Source organism: Vibrio sp. T13N, assembly GCF_032970445.1.
GTDB classification, from domain to species: domain Bacteria; phylum Pseudomonadota; class Gammaproteobacteria; order Enterobacterales; family Vibrionaceae; genus Vibrio; species Vibrio diabolicus.
Window position 1 is genome coordinate 15,985 of the sequence record NZ_JAWJYE010000019.1, and the last position, 19,213, is coordinate 35,197.

At 45.6% G+C, this 19,213-nt stretch carries 17 protein-coding genes; 4 read left to right on the top strand and 13 right to left on the bottom strand.

Translation table 11 applies throughout. The annotated features are described in order from the left end of the window. Positions 1 to 5: 5 nt before the first annotated feature. The 11 genes from rpsF to pilM form a co-directional block, all read right to left on the bottom strand. Positions 6 to 395, bottom strand: a complete 390-nt coding sequence (gene rpsF / locus R2S67_RS20895) for a 30S ribosomal protein S6 (protein ID WP_005381299.1) — start codon at positions 393 to 395, stop codon at positions 6 to 8. Between the two features lie 242 nt (positions 396 to 637). Next, positions 638 to 1,309 carry a ribulose-phosphate 3-epimerase gene (rpe, locus tag R2S67_RS20900; protein WP_139059621.1) on the bottom strand — a complete coding sequence of 224 codons (672 nt, stop codon included), beginning with the start codon at positions 1,307 to 1,309 and terminating at the stop codon, positions 638 to 640. A 92-nt stretch (positions 1,310 to 1,401) separates the two neighbouring features. After that, positions 1,402 to 2,241 carry a Dam family site-specific DNA-(adenine-N6)-methyltransferase gene (locus R2S67_RS20905; protein WP_005395710.1) on the bottom strand — a complete coding sequence of 280 codons (840 nt, stop codon included), beginning with the start codon at positions 2,239 to 2,241 and terminating at the stop codon, positions 1,402 to 1,404. Positions 2,242 to 2,310: 69 nt separating this feature from the next. Continuing rightward, positions 2,311 to 3,825 (bottom strand): SPOR domain-containing protein, encoded by a 1,515-nt coding sequence (locus R2S67_RS20910; RefSeq protein WP_317346933.1) that lies wholly within the window; start codon positions 3,823 to 3,825, stop codon positions 2,311 to 2,313. Between the two features lie 52 nt (positions 3,826 to 3,877). Then, positions 3,878 to 4,978, bottom strand: a complete 1,101-nt coding sequence (gene aroB, locus R2S67_RS20915; RefSeq protein WP_046874636.1) for a 3-dehydroquinate synthase — start codon at positions 4,976 to 4,978, stop codon at positions 3,878 to 3,880. Positions 4,979 to 5,010: 32 nt separating this feature from the next. Beyond that, positions 5,011 to 5,529, bottom strand: a complete 519-nt coding sequence (gene aroK, locus R2S67_RS20920; protein ID WP_005381319.1) for a shikimate kinase AroK — start codon at positions 5,527 to 5,529, stop codon at positions 5,011 to 5,013. 187 nt (positions 5,530 to 5,716) lie between these two features. Further along, a complete protein-coding gene (locus tag R2S67_RS20925; RefSeq protein WP_006742777.1) occupies positions 5,717 to 7,465 on the bottom strand; it encodes a type IV pilus secretin PilQ in 1,749 nt (582 codons plus the stop codon). Between the two features lie 25 nt (positions 7,466 to 7,490). Next, positions 7,491 to 8,006, bottom strand: a complete 516-nt coding sequence (locus R2S67_RS20930; RefSeq protein WP_005395715.1) for a pilus assembly protein PilP — start codon at positions 8,004 to 8,006, stop codon at positions 7,491 to 7,493. Beyond that, the gene (locus tag R2S67_RS20935; protein ID WP_012841351.1) at positions 7,996 to 8,589 is read right to left on the bottom strand and encodes a type 4a pilus biogenesis protein PilO; all 594 of its coding nucleotides are present in this window, start codon (positions 8,587 to 8,589) and stop codon (positions 7,996 to 7,998) included. Before R2S67_RS20935 ends, R2S67_RS20930 begins: the two co-directional genes overlap by 11 nt. After that, on the bottom strand, positions 8,582 to 9,157 hold the full coding sequence (locus R2S67_RS20940) for a PilN domain-containing protein (RefSeq protein WP_046874634.1): 576 nt from the start codon (positions 9,155 to 9,157) through the stop codon (positions 8,582 to 8,584). The genes R2S67_RS20935 and R2S67_RS20940 overlap by 8 nt, the downstream gene beginning before the upstream one ends. Then, positions 9,141 to 10,157: a type IV pilus assembly protein PilM gene (pilM, locus tag R2S67_RS20945; protein WP_317346940.1), complete on the bottom strand. Its 1,017-nt coding sequence runs from the start codon at positions 10,155 to 10,157 to the stop codon at positions 9,141 to 9,143. The genes R2S67_RS20940 and pilM overlap by 17 nt, the downstream gene beginning before the upstream one ends. 143 nt (positions 10,158 to 10,300) lie before the next feature. On the opposite strand from pilM, the gene R2S67_RS20950 reads away from it, so the two are divergent. After that, positions 10,301 to 12,862, top strand: a complete 2,562-nt coding sequence (locus tag R2S67_RS20950) for a penicillin-binding protein 1A (protein ID WP_048626702.1) — start codon at positions 10,301 to 10,303, stop codon at positions 12,860 to 12,862. Positions 12,863 to 12,913: 51 nt separating this feature from the next. Here the strand turns inward: R2S67_RS20950 and oxyR are convergent, their stop codons facing one another. Beyond that, positions 12,914 to 13,825: a DNA-binding transcriptional regulator OxyR gene (gene oxyR, locus R2S67_RS20955; protein WP_005395720.1), complete on the bottom strand. Its 912-nt coding sequence runs from the start codon at positions 13,823 to 13,825 to the stop codon at positions 12,914 to 12,916. 170 nt (positions 13,826 to 13,995) lie between these two features. On the opposite strand from oxyR, the gene R2S67_RS20960 reads away from it, so the two are divergent. The 3 genes from R2S67_RS20960 to R2S67_RS20970 all read left to right on the top strand — a co-directional run bounded on the left by R2S67_RS20960 (position 13,996) and on the right by R2S67_RS20970 (position 17,049). Next, a complete protein-coding gene (locus tag R2S67_RS20960; RefSeq protein WP_005395721.1) occupies positions 13,996 to 14,724 on the top strand; it encodes a redoxin family protein in 729 nt (242 codons plus the stop codon). A gap of 192 nt (positions 14,725 to 14,916) precedes the next feature. After that, the gene (locus tag R2S67_RS20965) at positions 14,917 to 16,389 is read left to right on the top strand and encodes a dihydrolipoyl dehydrogenase (protein WP_317346942.1); all 1,473 of its coding nucleotides are present in this window, start codon (positions 14,917 to 14,919) and stop codon (positions 16,387 to 16,389) included. A gap of 390 nt (positions 16,390 to 16,779) precedes the next feature. Further along, complete coding sequence (locus R2S67_RS20970) at positions 16,780 to 17,049, top strand: DUF3624 domain-containing protein (RefSeq protein WP_012841349.1); 270 nt, start codon at positions 16,780 to 16,782, stop codon at positions 17,047 to 17,049. Between the two features lie 206 nt (positions 17,050 to 17,255). On the opposite strand, the gene argH is transcribed toward R2S67_RS20970, so the two are convergent. After that, positions 17,256 to 19,130: an argininosuccinate lyase gene (argH, locus tag R2S67_RS20975; protein ID WP_006742774.1), complete on the bottom strand. Its 1,875-nt coding sequence runs from the start codon at positions 19,128 to 19,130 to the stop codon at positions 17,256 to 17,258. Positions 19,131 to 19,213 lie beyond the last annotated feature (83 nt).

The following is a 19,213-nucleotide window of genomic DNA, read 5'->3' on the forward strand; positions in this document are numbered from 1 at the left end:
AAAACTTACTCAGCAGCTTCTGACTTAGCTTCAGGCTTAGCTTCAGAACGCTCTTCACGACGTGGAGCACGCTCTTCTTTTTGCTTAAGCATGATAGATTGCTCAGTGATCGCTGCTTTAGTACGCATGATCATGTTACGTAGAACTGCATCGTTGAAACGGAAAGCAGTTTCTAGCTCATCAATTACAGCTTGGTCAGCTTCAACGTTCATAAGAACGTAGTGAGCTTTGTGAAGCTTGTTGATTGGGTAAGCCAGTTGACGACGGCCCCAGTCTTCTAGACGGTGGATTTTACCGCCAGCTTCAGTGATTGAACCAGTGTAACGCTCGATCATGCCAGCAACTTGCTCGCTTTGATCTGGGTGCACCATGAATACGATTTCGTAATGACGCATTGGTTGCTCCTTACGGATTATTCAGCTTCCACAAATGGCTCAGTCGTCCAGAGGAAGCAAGGAACTAAAGATAATTGACTGAGTTTAAGGAGCACGAATAGTACAGAAAGGGCGCAAAATAGGCAAGTGATTATTTGCTCAACGCAGGGGATATTTTATTTCATCCAACGCTAGAAATAACAAAGGCTGCCAATAAAGTGACAGCCTTTAAAATCAGGGCATTATCGCGCGTATATCGGGACTTATTTTACTTCAGCCAGTTCCGTGCGCATTTGGTCGATCACTTGTTTGTAATCTGGCTGACCGAAAATCGCCGAGCCTGCAACAAACATGTCTGCGCCCGCTTCTGCGATTTCACGAATGTTGTCAACCTTCACACCGCCATCAATTTCTAAACGGATATCGCGACCAGACTCATCGATCATCTTACGAACTGCACGCAGTTTATCTAGCGTGTGAGGAATGAATGATTGACCACCAAAGCCAGGGTTAACCGACATCAGTAGAATCATGTCGACTTTGTCCATGATGAACTCAAGGCTCGCAAGTGGCGTTGCTGGATTTAGTACCACACCAGCCTGACAGCCGTGCTCTTTAATTAACTGCAGTGTTCGGTCTACATGATCAGAAGCTTCCACATGGAATGTAATCATCGACGCACCCGCTTTTGCGAAATCAGGAATAATGCGGTCAACCGGTTTCACCATTAGGTGAACATCGATTGGTGCGGTGATGCCGTAATCGCGTAGTGCTTTACACACAGGTGCACCAAAAGTCAGGTTTGGTACATAGTGGTTATCCATAACGTCGAAATGCACCACATCCGCACCCGCTGAGAGTACTTTCTCGACATCTTCACCGAGACGAGCAAAATCTGCCGATAAAATGGATGGAGCAATAAGAAAATCTTTCATACCTGACCTCAGTAGTAATGAGCAAACAATCTGCGCGCAATTCTACCGAAGCCTGTGGGGAGATCCACTATTTAGATTTAATAGTGTGAGAACTAAGAGCTTGGTTGATCCATCTCAGGGGCATGAAAAAGCGCAAGCAGCTCATCGACTTTATTACGACCACTGCCATTGCGGCTAATGGTGCGCTTCACTTTTACTACATTGAGATCCGCACCGTGATACAACCGACGCGTCAGCGTAGTGTCGTGGTTAGAAATCAAAACCGGAATACCACGCTCAGTCGCCGTTCTTTCAGCAATGTCGGCTAATGCAGCCTGATCATCCAACGTGAAACCATTACCTGCGTATGAGGTGAAATTTGCCGTGTTTGAAAGCGGTGCATAAGGAGGGTCGCAATACACCACACTCCCCTTACGTGCTCGACGAAAAGTTTCTGGATAACCTTCACAAACGAACGTGGCTTTCTTGGCTTTTTCGGCAAAAAACTCCAATTCCGCCTCTGGGAAGTAAGGCTTTTTATATGAACCGAACGGAACGTTAAAACCGCCTTTTTTGTTGTAACGGCATAGACCATTAAAACCAAAGCGGTTCATGTACAAAAACGCTAAAGAGCGGTACATCACGTCATCGGTTTTATTAAACTCAGCGCGAATGTGTAAGTAAGCTTCTTTACGGTTGTTCTCAGCGACAAACCAACGCTTCGCTTCAGAGATGTACTCTTCCGGGCGTTCTTTCAGTAGGTTGTACAGATTGATCAGATCTGGATTGATATCTGCCAGTAGGTAATGGTCATAGTCGGTATTCAGAAAAACTGAGCCCGCGCCAACAAAAGGTTCAACTAGCTTTCGAGCCGGCGGTAAATGACGTTGGATGTCTTCAACCAGTCCGTATTTTCCTCCTGCCCATTTAAGAAAGGCTCGTTGCTTTTTCATCTACTGCTCTATCTATCGACCAAAAATTAAGGCTGCGGAATGTAACATATTTTTCAGCGAAGCTCAGGTTTATTTCACGCGATCAATTTCGCGATGAACCTGACGGAGTGATTTTGCCCAAGGACTCACCGACTTAACCGAATCAGGCAAGCTTGCAACGGCATCGCGAGCCATTTGAATTGTCGGATAATCTTGGTATGTGATGATATACCACTCGGTGTCATTGCGAACGGTAGGATAAATTCGTACTTGATTATTCAGCTGATGCTCATCGAGGAAGGCTTGTACATCCTCCAGTGACGTCATAGCAGCAAGCTGCAGTGTATAGGCTCTTGGTGATAGTGCTTTTAATTCTTCGCGAGCAAATGAAAACTTAACCACAGGCTGCTTCGCACCGTCTTCTCCTGACCGAGCAGAAGTTTGCGTCATACCTTGATTTGGTTTTACGACTTTTATTAGGGGTGAGCTGGTTTCATCAGTGGCGTCTTGCTTCTCAACGCCTATAACATCATCAATCGCTTTTGTGTCTGCTGAATCAGCTTTACCTTCAAGCAATGCATCGACCACATTCGACTCAATCACCACTCTCTGTTGATTATCATCACTGCCAACGCTCGCCACTTCTTCCGTTACTGCTGGCGGTAATGAATCAGAATCATCAATCGCGCCAGAGCCATCAAGGCTACTGCTAGTGTCATCAGTCACAGATTGTAGTGAAGACTGCGCAGCACTGATTCCTGAATCTTCAAAAGTTGGAATAGCCGTTTGCTCTAAACTACCAGCAATTTGCTGCGCTTTATCATCAGGGCTTGGTTGATTATACATCCACCAATAGCCACCAGCAGCAAGCAACAGTAATGCTAATACCACTAACGCAATATTCAGCGGTGAACCGACAATCGAGCGGATAATGATCCTTTTTTCCACTTTCATCTCTCCTAACGCCATGATGTCACCCGGTACTGGGTCAACTTTTTTAAATGCATCTCGAACCCGCTTCTCCGCCTCATCATCAACATAGCGCGCAACAAGTGATTCAAAGAAACGACGGGCTTCCACTTCGGACAACATATCAATATCAAGCTCAACAGGCTTTATCTCTTGTCCGTAACTGAGACGTGACAGCAATCCTTCTAAGCGCCCAGACTGCGTAAATAATAAGACATTGATGGTCCAATTCGGCTTATGATGCGCCTCTAAAACCAGCATCCAAAGCTCAGAAACGAGCGTCTCACTTAATAAATGCGCATCATCAACCACAATCGAGATATCACAAGGCTCATCACCCAATAGTCTTTCGAGACTATCAAGTAAAGGCTCTTGCTGATTAAACAATGCGTCCGAAACCAGTTGACTCAAAATAAGGATGCGGCGCTGCACATCATCTTGATTAGAATGACAAAGTAACAAACATTGATTCTTGTTACTGGCACCCACTTCAAGGTATCGCTGCGCTAACCAAGATTTTCCATAACCATCATGACCATTAATCGCAATGAAGTTGGAACCAAAATTAGTCAGCAATCCTAACCTATCAAGCAACTCGATTTGAGAATCTAATTCCAGAACGTGAGCAACACTCATCTAATAACCTTAATACACTACAAGAATGACGCCCAAAGGCGCCATTACAAGGTTAAATATCGCGACCGAAGTCTATCGCCTGTTTGAGTACGTCTTGTGTCGTATCAGCAATGACCTCGGCACTACCAATGCCTGTAGGTAGAACTAATCTTAATTGACCAGAGAGGACTTTTTTATCTCGCATCATATGTTTGAGGAAGTCATCGAAGCTCATACTTTCTGGAGTATGAACAGGCAGTTTGGCACGACGCAAAATCGCAACAATACGCTCAAATTGCTCTGCTGAGATAAGACCGCGCAGATGCGAAGTTTTGGCCGCCATAACCGTGCCAGCAGAAACCGCTTCACCATGCAGCCAATTGCCGTAGCCAAGCTCAGCTTCAATCGCATGACCAAAGGTGTGACCTAAGTTGAGCAGAGCGCGGATGCCCGATTCTTTCTCATCCTGAGCCACCACTTCCGCTTTTATTTCACAGCAACGTGCAATGGCATAAGTTAGCGCCTCTTCATCCAACGCGTACAAGCGTTCAAGGTTTTCTTCCAACCATACAAAAAAGTCTGCATCGTAAATGATGCCGTACTTAATGACTTCTGCGATACCTGCTGCGAATTCACGCTCAGGCAACGTCGATAAACAGTTGGTATCGATGATCACGGCTTTAGGTTGGTAAAACGCACCTATCATGTTCTTACCCAACGGATGGTTAACCGCGGTTTTTCCCCCCACCGAAGAGTCCACTTGAGATAGTAATGTCGTTGGTATTTGAATAAAGTCGACCCCACGCTGGTAACAGGCAGAAGCAAAACCCACAAGGTCGCCAATAACGCCACCACCTAACGCGATGATCACAACATCACGAGCGTAATTCCCCTCGAGGAGGAAGTTCATCACTTGGTTAAACACATCCAAGTTTTTGTACTGTTCGCCGTCAGGCAATTCTAACAAGGATGCACTACAACCGAGCTGCTCGAGTTGCTTTAAAATTTTGTCAGCATACAAAGGCGCCACTGTGACATTACTGATCACAACAACTTTTTGTTTTGCATTTTTGTTTGAGAGAACTTGAGAGAGGTACGCCGGGTCCTCAAATAACCCGGCGCCAATAGAGATTGGGTAGCTACGCTCAGCTAGGTTGACCGTAATCCGTTCCATCGGTTTGCTCCAATTAAAAAAAAGATAAAAACTTATCTCTCTTCTAGCATTTTTACGATCTGGTTGGCTACCACTTTTGCACTCTGATCGTCAGTGCGAACAGTGTAATCCGCTACTTCTTCATACAGAGGATTACGTTCTTCAGCTAATTGCTCCAATACTTCGCGAGGGTTGTCCGTTTGAAGTAGAGGACGCTTCTTGTCACGGTTTGTGCGCGCAAGTTGCTTTTCAATCGTCGTTTCTAAGTAAACAACAACACCACGTGCCGAAAGACGATTACGGTTTTCTTTGCTCTTAACAGAGCCACCGCCAGTCGCAAGCACGATGCCTTGCTCTTGTGTTAGGTCTTCAAGTACCGCTTCTTCACGCTTGCGGAAGCCTTCTTCACCTTCTACATCAAAAACCCAAGAGATGTCTGCACCAGTGCGTTCTTCGATCACTGTATCGGAGTCAACAAACTCCATATGCAGTTGCTGTGCTAGATGTCTACCAATTGTACTTTTGCCGGCGCCCATTGGGCCAACAAGGAAAATATTACGTTTCTCAGCCATGTTTAGCAGTAATTTACAACATTGATTCAATAAGATCGCCACAAGAAAACACAGCTAAATCGCTGTTCTACAAGGCTTGTGGCACCAGTTCCTCACAGATAATTCGTGATAAGACCCGAAATTATCCAAGCATGGTGCCACTATTGCAACTTTATTTTTGATTTAATCAGTTTTTCACGAGGTAGAACTACTGAATCACCACCTTAGGGGTGACGAAAATCAACAGCTCACTTTTACCAACATTTTCATAACTTCGACGGAAAAGCGCACCTAATAGTGGCAGATCGCCTAACAAAGGCACTTTGTCCACCGAGTTAGTAATGCTGTGCTGGAAAATACCACCAAGAACGACGGTTTCACCGTTATTTACTAACACTTGCGTCCCGATACGTTGAGTATCAATCGCAACGGCTTCACCAGTACCTGTTTTCACGACTTGTCCAGGTCTATCTTGCGTAACGCTTAAATCCAACACAAGGCGGTTATCCGGTGTAATTTGTGGCGTCACCTTCAAACTCAATACTGCTTTTTTGAACGTTACCGTCGTAGCACCACTTGATGAGGACTCTAGATAAGGTATCTCGGTACCCTGCTCAATATAGGCAGGCTTCTTATTGGTAGTGATCAAACGTGGGCTTGAGATAATCTCAGCTTTGGACTCTTGTTGCAGCGCAGAAAGCTCGAGGTCTAACAAGGTGTCTGAGCCTAATTTTGCAACCTGAAAAGCAATGCTGGTCGCGTTTGGACTGGTTGCAGCTAAGTTTACGTTTAGGAAGTCATCGATACCTACTCCATCACCGTCACCACCGTCTTCTCCTTCACCACCACCGTTATATAAACCGATCGTGGCCAGGTTGTTTTCGATAGAACCACCAACCGTGTTATTGCCATTAATAGAGGTAAAGCCCCAGCGAATTCCCAACTCGTCCATGTTGCCTTCATTGATGGTCACAATACGCGCTTCAATTTGAACCTGCTTCACCGGGATATCCAAAGATTCAATAATTTCTCGAATCACTTCAATGTTTTCAGGTAGCTCACGAATCAATAACGAGTTAGTCCGCTCATCAATGGTCATACTGCCTCGCTCAGACAACATACTGATGTTCCCTTCTCCGTTGATCATCTCTGCAATATCTGATGCTTTAGCGAAGTTTACCTTGATGATTTCAGACGAAAGCTCTCCCATCGTTTGTTCTAGCTGCTGCTTTTCGAGTTGCTGTTTTTCGCGCAGATCAAGCTCATCTGTTGGAGCAACCAGAATCACGTTGCCATCAACACGCTTATCTAACCCCTTAACTTGCAAAATAATATCCAACACTTGCTGCCACGGAACACCATCAAGACGAAGTGTGAGGTTACCTTCTACAGAGTCTGAAACAACCAAGTTGAACTGGTTGTAGTCAGCAATCAGCTGTAACACATTACGTACAGGAATATCTTGGAAGTTAATCGAAATGAGCTTGCCTTCTTTTTCTAGAATGCTTTTATCCGGGGCTTTCTCATTGGGTTTGATCTTAGCCACTTTGATTTCCAAGAATCGTCCCGTTAAACGGTAATCATGCGTATATTCTTCATTAATGTGCGCAACCAAGCGCGTAGTTGAGGTATCGCGAAATACCTCTACGCTTTCAACCACAGTCGAGAAATCTTTTACGTCTAGGAGATACAGTTGCTCGTCTTTTACCGAAGTATTAAGCAAATCGATACTTAACCCTTCCTGTACGCGTTTGACATCAACAATCGCGGCAGGTGACGCCAGTTCAACGACAATAACGGCGTCTTTATCTTTATTAGTGCGAAAATCGATACTCTTTAAGGCATTAGACGATACTTCTTCTGCTGCCACTAAAGGGGCTAAAAATACAAACAACCATAAGGAGAAGAGCCCAGTTAGTATCCTTGGTGTACGTGTTAATCCTTGTCTCATTTTCATTACTCAATATCAAAAATAAATGGGGCTATCTCAAAGCCAACTTAACTTTACGCTTCTGCCAACACCCTAAGCCGTCGGGCAACGTTTCATTAATTAACAAATAGGAATGGCTGACATGGGTCACTTTGCCATTGTTGCGTCCGAGGTATTGCCCCGGCTTCACTTTATAAACGGTGCCGTTGGGTGCTTGAACGAGACCAGAAACCGTATTACCCATGCCCATAACTCCTTTCAAACGTAATTGGCTTAATGGGAATTTTTCTAATTTGCCAGTGCGCCTTCTTGAAGGCGGTTGCCAGCAATCTTTTCTTGCAACGGGCTGAGTGGCGATCGTGGCTTCTTTTGGTAACTCAAAGGGCGCACGCTGTACTTCAGGTGCGTACGTGACGGCAACATACTTATCTGCAGGCTTAAGTTTCTCGACATCTCGACGCGCCTGACTCTCAACCCCTCGAATAAAATCCGTTAATGACTCATCATTCGCCTGACATCCAAGTAGCAGAGACCCCATCAGTACCAGTAACAAATGCTTACTTGTCATTGTTCGTCTCCTCTGGCTTAAACTGATAGGTATTGGCTCGTACCCTAAAGTGCAGAGTTTCACTTTCTTGGCTGACACGCTGCCAAGTCACATCTTTAAACGTGATGATTCGAGGTAGCGTTGCTATCGCCTGAGAAAAATGTCCGATATCATGAAAATCTCCCGTTAACTCAATGTTTAAAGGAAGACGATAGAGGAAATGCTCTGATTGCTTTTCACCCCAGTCGATACGGGTAAAGGTCAACTTATTGTCGATACCGAGTTCATTCACCGAAGCGAGCATCGTAGCCAACTCTTTTTGCGCGGGCAGTTGTTGTAGCAATAACTCGTAACGCGTGGTGAGTTCATCCAATTGAGATTGAAGCTGAGGCAATGCAGCTACTTTGTTCGCTTTGATCTTCAGTGCTACCTTGAGCGTCTGCTCCTGCTGGACCAAGTTATTCAATTGCTCTTCTTTTGGCTTAAGGTAAAACCAATAGCCAAAACCTTGAATGAGGAAAATCAGCAGCGCGATAACCACAAGCTGAGGCAACAATGGCCACTCTGCCATTTCATCTATTTCGAGATCCTGCCAATCAACCATGCTGGGCCTCCACTTTCTTCTCCGGCACTTTGAACATGAAAGACACTTTGAACGTTTGGAACTCTTTTCCAAAACGCGCTTTTCCGTGGACGATGGAGTGCATTTCTACATCATTCAACTTGGCCGAACGCTCCATGTTGTCCAGCATCGTGGCAAGTTTTGGAGTGCTATCAGAGATCCCCGAGATCTCAATTTCCAGATCATTCATTTTGATCTTGTCGACATATACACCTTCAGGAATGACGGCTGGCATCAAGTTCATAAACTCGGTCGTTTTGTTTCTACCGTTTTGTAACCCTTCAACCACTTTTAAACGTTCGAGGATTTTGCTGTGCTCTTGCTCGGCGATTTTCATTGCTTCAATACGCTGGTCGAGCTCAGCAATGTAGTGAGTAAGGTAATCAAGCCGCTCCTGCTGCTGATCTTGTTGGTACTCAAAAAACTTTCCAATACCCCATTGAATACCAATGGCGACCAACATGCCTAACGCGACCAAGCTAATGAAACGACGTCGGTGCTCTTCTCTTTGGTTCTCTCGCCAAGGAAGTAAATTAATGCGATAAAGCACGCGCACCTCCTAGCCAATGAATGCCACAAATCGCGAGTCCTGCGGCTGTAGAGAAATGCTGCCAATCCGCGGCACGACGCTTACGTTTGGACACCTTCATCTCAAATAGCCCTAGCGGGTTTAGCAATTCACACTCTAGTGACAGTTGCTGAGATAACTCTTCCGCGAGCATTGGTGTCGAAGCTCCTTCCCCTGACAACCAGATACCCTTGATGTTTTGCGAGCCATTAATTGAGGTGTAGAGCTGCATCTGACGTTTCACCCGCTCGACGATTTGGCGATTAAACAGTTCTGTTTTCTCCTGAGCACCATCGGACAGCAAATCATCTTGAACAGGGCTGTTTGCTCCTCGAGTGCCGCAAGCAAACTCTTTGTGAAACAGCTCACCTTGTTCGGTAAACATGGTAAAGGAGCTCGATGAGGTGCCAATATCGAGTAAGCAGTACTTATTTTTGTCAGGAAAGCGATCGGCGGTGAGCTTCCAGATATGACCAAGACTTTGTGAATGCACGTCTACTAAAACGGGTTTTAGTCCGGATTTTTTTAATGCATCCACGCGACTATCGACCACATCTTTTCTTGTCGCAAACACTTGATAGTTATCAGTCCCACGCAACCCATCTTCGGCACGAAGACGGACGAAGTCTAAACTCAGCTCTTCGACAGGGAATGGCGATTGATGAGAAAATGCCTGAATCACAGCAAACTCAACTTCGCTATCTTCAAGGTTTTGTTCTATTTGCAATTTTTTACTGATCAGCGAATTATCAGGCACTGAAATTGCGACCTTTTTAGCACCAAAAGGCAGTTCTTTTTTAATCAGCTTTAGGGTCTTTACAATTTCTTGATGATTTATAGTGTTATTTTCAGCGACAATACCTTCCTTTAGTAATATTTCTTTGTAACCCAACAGAGCGTAATTGTTGCCTGTGGGTTTAAGTACTACGGCTTTGAGGCTGTTATGGCCTATATCGATGCCGGTAACGATTAGCTTATCCATCTCTTACTCTCGCTCCGAAATTTCTTCGTGCAAAGGTTGTTATTAGCACCCAAATAAGAGTTAATATCTCTATGTGCTAAATTTTTGACCTAAGAGTACAAGGGTTTGCCGTTACACAGCCTCAACCAATCAGGGATTCTCCGGTGAAGTTCATAAAGCGTTTATTATTTTTAACATTGATTTGCATAATTCTTGGAGTCACCACAATATTTGGCTTCTATCAGTACGTGAAGCCTGAATTGCCAGATGTTGCAACTCTAAAAGACGTTGAATTACAAACACCTATGCAGGTGTTTAGTCAAGACGGGAAGCTGATCGCACAGTTCGGTGAAAAGCGTCGTATTCCTGTTACTTATGATGAAATTCCTCAAGACTTAATTCATGCGCTAATCGCAACCGAAGATAGCCGTTTTTACGAACACCCAGGTATCGATCCTATCGGCATCACTCGTGCAGCCGTTGTAGTTGCGATCTCAGGTTCCGCTAAGCAGGGCGCAAGTACCATTACGCAACAGCTAGCGCGTAACTTCTTCTTATCTAATGAGAAGAAGATCATGCGTAAGATTAAAGAGATTTTCATTGCTATCCACATTGAGCAGCTTCTGAGTAAGCAAGAAATCATGGAACTTTATGTCAATAAAATCTTCCTTGGTTACCGCTCATATGGTTTTGGTGCGGCCGCTCAAGTTTACTTTGGTAAGAGCCTTGATGAGTTGACGTTAAGCGAACTTGCGACACTCGCAGGGATGCCAAAAGCGCCATCAACGATGAACCCAATTTACTCTCTTGAGCGTGCGACAAAACGCCGTAACGTCGTGTTAATGCGAATGCTTGATGAAAAATACATCACGCAAGAACAGTATGACGAAGCACGCAACGAACCTATCGTGGCGCGTTACCACAGTGCTGAAATTGAACTTTCCGCTCCTTATGTGGCGGAACTAGCTCGTGCATGGGCCGTGAAAGAGTACGGTGAAGAAGAAGCCTATACCTCTGGCTTGAATATCTACATGACGGTGGACTCTAAACTGCAAGATGCCGCGAATACATCCGTGGTAAATAATCTGCTGTCATACGATGAACGTCACGGCTACCGCGGTGCGGAGAAAGTGCTTTGGAAAGAAGGTGAAACCGCTTGGAACAGCGAGCAAATAGAAAAGCACCTTAAGAAGCAGCCAACTTATGGTGACCTTTATCCTGCCGTCGTGACAAAAGTCGATGATAAGACTGCACAAGTTTGGGTTAAAAACCATGAAGAGCAGACCATTCCTTGGACTGGAATGCATTGGGCACGTAAATACATCACCGAAAACCGCCAAGGCTCAACACCAAAATCAGCGCATGATGTGCTAGCGACGGGTCAACAAGTTTGGGTTCGCGAAGTGAGCGAAGCCAATGAAGATGACAACACGACACAAAGCTGGAAACTGAGCCAAGTGCCAACAGCGAACACCGCGTTTGTCGCGATGAACCCGGAAAATGGTGCGATATTGTCGTTAGTGGGTGGCTTTAACTTTGTTCATAGTAAGTTTAACCGTGCCACTATGTCCGTGCGTCAGGTTGGCTCAAGTATCAAACCATTTATCTACTCAGCTGCAATTGACAAGGGACTTACCTTAGCCACTCTGATCAACGATGCGCCGATTAACAAATGGGACGCAGGTTCTGGTTCGGCTTGGCGACCTAAAAACTCACCACCAACCTATGGCGGTCCAACTCGCCTTCGCCTCGGCTTAGCTCAGTCAAAGAACGTGATGGCAGTGCGTACGCTGCGTGAAGTAGGCCTTGATGAAACTCGTCAGTACCTTACTCGTTTTGGTTTTGATATTAACCAAGTACCACGTTCAGAGACCATCGCGCTCGGTGCTGGTAGCTTAACACCAATGAAAGTGGCACAAGGCTACTCTGTATTTGCGAACGGAGGTTATTACGTCGAACCGTTCTACGTAGAACGCGTGGAAGATGCATTCGGTGAAGTGCTGTTTAAAGCGAATCCAAAAAGCGTTTGTCATAAGGATTGCCCACAAATGAGCGATGAGCCAGACAATCGCTATGCCGATGAGTTTGGCGAACAAGACGTCGCGATTGATGGTTTGGCAACAGACAACGCACTGGAAAATGATGAACCTCAATATGCTCCACAAGTTATCTCTGAGCAAAACGCATTCTTGATGCGTGAGATGATGTACAGCAACATTTGGGGTGGTGGTAACTGGCGTGAAGGTACGGGGTGGAACGGTACTGGCTGGCGTGCACAAAAACTGGGGCGTCGTGATATCGGTGGTAAAACGGGTACAACGAATGACTCCAAAGATGCTTGGTACAACGGCTATGGTCCTGGTGTTGTTGCCATTGCTTGGGTTGGTTTTGATGATCACTCACGCGCCCTTGGTCGCACAACGGTTAATAGCAACCTAGGCAAAGGCCAAATTTCCGGTGCTGAATCGGGTGCGAAAACCGCAGAACCCGCTTGGATTGACTTTATGCGCGTTGCACTAGAAGAAACACCTGAGCAAGGTAAAAATATTCCAGATAACATCATTCGTGTTCGTATTGATCGCAACACTGGCATGCTAACGCACAAAGTAGACAGCACATCGATGTTCGAATACTTTGAAAAAGGCACTGAGCCTACCGAATACGCTGGAGACCGTTTGGAAGACAGTATTTATTCTTCCGGCTCTGGTGCAGAAGAGCTGTTCTAAATCACTAAAGCAAAAGGGAGAGCATTCGCTCTCCCTTTTTTATGTCGGCTTTTACGCCGCGGCGTTCAATGAAGGATAAGAAGCCAATACTTCTTTAATCTTCGCCGCCAAAGCTTCAAACCTTGCACGCAGTGGTGAGCCCGGGCGATATACAAGGACTATATTGCGCGAAGGCGTAGGGTTAACGGCTGGTACATAGCACACGCCATCTTTTTGTTTCTCATTGGGGATAGAAAGCTGAGGCAATAACGTAATCCCAGCACCAGCAGCGACCATATTCCGCAGTGTCTCCAAACTGGTTGCCTTAAAGCGTTCATCGTCTTTCGCTCCGGCAGCAAAACAGAAACCTAACGCTTGATCACGCAGACAGTGACCGTCTCCTAGCGCTAAAACGGTTTTACCATTCAACTCCAACATATCAACATGGTCGAGAGAGGCCCACTCATGATCACATGGCACCGCTACGCTTAACGGCTCGTTATACACTTCGATTTCTTTAAAAGGTGCCGTTTCATCAACCGAAGCCAAGACCAAGCAGTCCAATTTACCTTCTTCTAATTGACGCACCAACTGATGTGTTTGAGCTTCGTGCAGGAACAGCTCCAGTTCAGGAAATGCTTCTTTTATCTGCGGCAGAATTTTGGGTAGTAGATACGGACCTACCGTCGGGATGAAACCGATATGCATAGGCCCAGTCATTGCTCCGCTCTGACCACTCGCCATATCTTTAAAAGTTTTCACTTCACTTAAGATACGCTTAGCTTGCTCCACCAACTGCAACCCTGAATCGGTAAACAAAACGCGACGGCTGCTTCGCTCTAAAAGCGTGGTACCGAGTTCATCCTCTAGCTTACGAATTTGTCCACTCAATGTTGGTTGGCTAACAAAACATGCTTCTGCCGCTTTGCGAAAGTGCTTATGTTCCGCAAGTGCAACTAAGTACTCAAAATCTCGAATATTCATAACTCACAATTCGCTTCTTTTAACAATAGCTAATACCTATCAAAACCATAACACCAAACGATTAGAGCTATCAAAGGATTTTTACAATAATGGGCTCAACAGAACGAAACAGAGCAAAGAAAAACGCTAAGCTCTATACGCATAATTTAAAATAGTTAAAGGAAATCATTATGTTTGTATCTAAAGAAGGTCAACAAGTCCCTCAAGTTACTTTTCCAGTTCGTCAAGGTGACTCTTGGATGAATGTAACGACTGATGAGCTATTTAAAGGTAAGACCGTTATCGTATTTAGCTTACCGGGTGCATTTACTCCAACCTGTTCATCAAGCCATCTACCTCGTTACAACGAATTGTTCCCTGTATTTAAAGAGCACGGAGTGGATGAGATTATTTGTGTCTCAGTCAATGATACGTTCGTGATGAATGCATGGAAACAAGACCAAGAAGCAGAAAACATCACCTTCATTCCTGACGGTAATGGTGAGTTCACCGATGGCATGGGCATGTTAGTGGATAAAAACGACATCGGCTTTGGTAAACGCTCATGGCGTTACAGCATGCTAGTAAAAGATGGCGTAGTGGAAAAAATGTTCATTGAGCCAAACGAACCAGGCGACCCATTCAAGGTGTCAGACGCAGATACGATGCTGAACTACATAGCGCCTGACTACAAAACGCAAGAATCCATCACGGTGTTCACTAAACCAGGCTGCCCTTTCTGTATGAAAGCGAAACAAAACCTGATTGACCACGGTCTTCAATATGAAGAAGTGATTCTGGGTAAAGACGCAACGACAGTTAGTCTACGAGCTATATCTGGTCGCACGACTGTTCCACAAGTCTTTATCGGTGGCAAGCACATCGGCGGTAGCGAAGAGCTAGAAGCGTATCTAGGCTAAGCTGTCCATAGCCTACACCCTCGGTCTCCGGTGCCTTTGGCTCGGAGGCCAACCCTAACTCACTTCTTCTACTAGTCTAGATAAGTAGTCGTCTACCGATAAGGTGACTCCTTATACAGATTCAACGACCCAATTCACTCTCCAAGCTCAATGTAGCTAGCTTGGCTTAAAAACAAAAAGCGAGAGTTCACGATGAAACAAGTTAATGTCGACGTAGCGATTATTGGTGGTGGTACTGCTGGTCTTGGCGCTTATCGAGCAGCAAAAGCTCATACTAATAGCGTAGTAATGATTGAAGGCGGCCCTTACGGAACAACCTGTGCTCGCGTCGGTTGCATGCCCTCTAAGCTGTTGATTGCGGCCGCAGAAAGTGCCCACCAAATCGAAAAAGCGCCTGGATTTGGGATCCATCCGCAAGGTGAAATACGCATTAACGGACAAGAAGTCATGGATCGTGTAAAACACGAACGTGATCGTTTTGTTGGCTTTGTGCTTGAAAGCGTCGATGATATTCCCGCAGAAGACAAGTTGTCAGGTTACGCGAAGTTTGCCGATGATCATACACTTATCATAGATGACCATACTCAGGTCACCGCAAAACGGATTGTGATCGCGACGGGCTCTCGTCCCGCCTATCCAGCAGCTTGGAATGAGTTGGGTGACCATCTCGTAATTAATGATGATGTCTTTGATTGGGATGATTTGCCTGAGTCCGTTGCGGTATTTGGCCCTGGAGTGATCGGTCTTGAACTCGGTCAAGCATTGCACCGCCTAGGGGTGAAAGTGAAGCTCTTTGGTCTTGGTGGTCAAGTTGGTCCACTGACAGATCCAGAGGTGATGGCTTACGCAGATAAAACTTTTAAAGAAGAGTTCTATCTTGATGCCGATGTAAAAGTAGAAAGCATGAAGCGCATACCCTCATCGAATGCAGCAGGCGCAGACAAAGTTGAAATCAAATTCATTAACCACGACGGTGAATTAGAAACCTTTATTGTTGATTACGTTTTAGCAGCCACTGGACGACGTCCAAACGTAGATAAGCTGGCGATCGAGAACACCAGTGTGGCATTAGATGAACGCGGTGTACCAACCGCAGATCACTACACATTGCAAACCTCCGTAGAGAGTATTTTTATTGCGGGTGATGCAAGTAACCAAGTTCCATTGCTGCACGAAGCCGCTGACCAAGGCCGCATTGCTGGTGACAATGCTGGTCGTTTCCCGGATATTCGTGCAGGTCTGCGTCGTTCGCCAATTTCAGCTGTATTCTCCGATCCGCAAATAGCTATGGTCGGTGAAACTTTCAAACAACTGGAAACTCGCTTAGGAAGCTGTGGTTGTTTTGTTACTGGCGAAGTCTCGTTTGAGAATCAAGGACGTTCGCGTGTCATGCTACGAAACAAAGGGATGTTACATGTCTATGGCGAGCAAGGTACTGGACGCTTTTTAGGTGCAGAGATGATGGGGCCGAACGCAGAACACCTCGCGCATCTTTTGGCTTGGGCACACCAAAATAGAATGACGATTTCTGAGATGCTAGATATGCCCTTCTATCATCCAGTGATCGAAGAGGGTGTCCGCACCGCTCTACGTGATTTGAATGCAAAACTACACTTAGGGCCAGAAATGGTGAAACATTGCCTTGACTGTGGGCCTGGTTGCTAACGCTTTCATGCTCAATCGAGCCAGTCTTTACATACCAAACAAAACAGAAAGCCTCGTGATTAACGAGGCTTTCTGTTGACTACTTTGAGGCGATTACATAAGTACTACACTGCCATCATTGCGTAACGACTTACCATGATGATCGCGACTACACCGATCGTAAAAAAGCCACCAGCGATACTCAGCGCAAATTTCAATTCTGTCGACATGATTATTTTTCCTATTAAAGACTGACAGCGCACCATACATCAATCACGTGCCACATAAGCTCTACAAAGCTAACTTTCCATTTTTGGTTGTGTTCCTGCGCTCTAAGCTGCGACAAAAAACGCTTTCTCTCTTTGTGTTGGGTATATAATCTGAAGCAACACTGATGCCTTGGAAAACACTATGACTTGTCGCCGTTGCGAGGAACATTGGTTTTGGAAAAAGCTTGGGCGTTGCCAACGATGCTTGGATCAGTTAACGGTGCTTTCGGTACTGTGCTGGATTGTGTGGTGGTTTGCGTTCAAAGATGATCCACAAAGCATCGAGTCGATCGCTTTGATCTTTGCTGGTTTCGCTTTCAATATTTTATTGTTTTTGCACTTATGGATGCGTTTTGTCATCTTGCCGTGGCAACGTAGGCGAGGACGAAAAGAGACGGATAAAAAAGAGTAAAGTGGCAGATAGAAAAAAGCCCCAAAACCAATATCAGTTCTGGGGCTCTCTTAGATTCTTCTAAGAAAAAGCAGTGGTACTTTAATAGACCGAGCTTCCTCTCAAAGGTTCCAAATTTTTTCGATTTTTTTAGCAAATACTGATGTAAGTGAATCAGAAAATAACTATGTCATTGAATGCTAATAAAATCACTCCGAAATTTCAGCTCATGCCACATGCGATTTTTGGATCACTTGCTCCATTAAATTGATCTCTAGCGCCACTTCATCACACGCGTGCTGACGTGGACACTGATCGCAATCTTTCAAGACTTTTTCTGGCAACAGCGACTTCGATGTTGGTAAAAAGCTCTGCTTCATAAAGAACTCTGGCGTTCGAGTGAGGACAAAGACCTTCTTGATCGCCATTTGACGTGCTTTCTCAACCAAGTGATTTACGATTGCACTGCCCTGCCCTTGGCCTTGCCAGCCCGCTTCGATACCAAGAGAGCGTATTTCAGCCAACCCTGAGTCATACACATATAGAGAAGCGCAACCTGTCACTTCACCATGATGCTCAGCCACCGCGAAGGAGCCAATATCTCTCACGAGCTCATTACGAGAGCGGGGTAGATTCTCACCGAGGTTCGCCCAATAAGCCACCATGCCCTCTAGTGTTTCAATGTCCGTCAAACGTGCAGGACGCACTTTCACTGCCGAGCTGTCACGCTGGCTCAGACGTTTATCCGCTTGCTCTACCGCATAAGCGACTTGGTGAGGCGAAACACCACCCAGCGCACAACGTTTTTCCAAACAAGACTCTATTGTCAGAATGTCATACACATCATCTTCAATCACCTCAGAGAAGGTTTTTAGCTCTTGCAGAGACAATTCTTCCAGCGCGCAACCTTTGTCAATTGCCCCTACCACCGCCACGCCCACAATATGGTGCGCCTCACGGAATGGGATGCCTTTCGCCACTAAGTAATCAGCTAACTCAGTCGCGTTCGCATACCCTTGCTTCGCAGCTTCAAGCGTACGCTCACCATTTACTTTAATGCCATCAAAACACAGCGCTGCCATTTCCATGCAATCATTCCATGTGTCTAACGCATCAAACAACCCTTCTTTATCTTCTTGCATGTCTTTGTTGTACGCCAATGGTAGGGCTTTCACTGTCATCATCATGCTCGATAATGCGCCATAGACACGCCCTGTCTTACCACGGATCAACTCAAGTGCATCTGGGTTTTTCTTCTGTGGCATCAATGACGAACCAGACGTCACCGTATCCGCTAACTCAATAAAGTTAGACTCCCCTGAGTTGTAGAAGATCATATCTTCTGCAAGACGAGAAAGGTGCAACATAGAAATCGAGGCCACCGACATCAGTTCCATCACATGATCACGATCCGAAACCGAATCGAGTGAATTACGCGTAGCGCGGTGGAAACCAAGGTTATGAGCTAATTGTTCACGATCAATCGGATAAGCCGTGCCAGCTAAAGCACCCGAGCCAAGTGGACAAGTGTCGAGGCGCTGTAAGGCATCATTCAGACGAGAGTAGTCACGCTCGAACATTTCAACATAAGCCAAACACCAGTGAGCAAAGGTGACAGGTTGAGCGCGCTGAAGATGAGTATAGCCAGGCAATACAGTGCCTTGGTGCTGCTTAGCAACATGAACCATTTGTGCTTGCAGACGATCTAAAGCAATCAACAGTTGCTGGCCTTGCTGACGACACCAAAGTTTTAGGTCTGTCGCTACTTGGTCATTACGAGAACGCCCAGTGTGGAGTTTTTTACCTAAATCTCCCACTTTACTAATCAGCTGCTGTTCAACCCACGAGTGGATATCTTCTGCATCTGAGCGAAGAATTTGATGAGGATCTTCCATCACTTCTAACTTCAGCTCGTTTAAAGCAAGTTCCAGCTTTTGCTGTTCTTCTGCCGATAGAACATCTACAGAAAGCAGAGCTTTAGACCATGCGATTGAACCTACGATGTCTTGCTCAGCCAATCGGTAGTCAAAACGCAACGAATCGTTAAACTCTTTAAATCTAGTGTCTGCCGCTTGGGTAAATCTTCCGCCCCATAATGCCATTGCGTTTCTCCTGATGACTATTGCTTACTCTAACGTTCTCGAATGAGTAGTAACCAATTTGATGGTCATTTGCTCACTTTTTC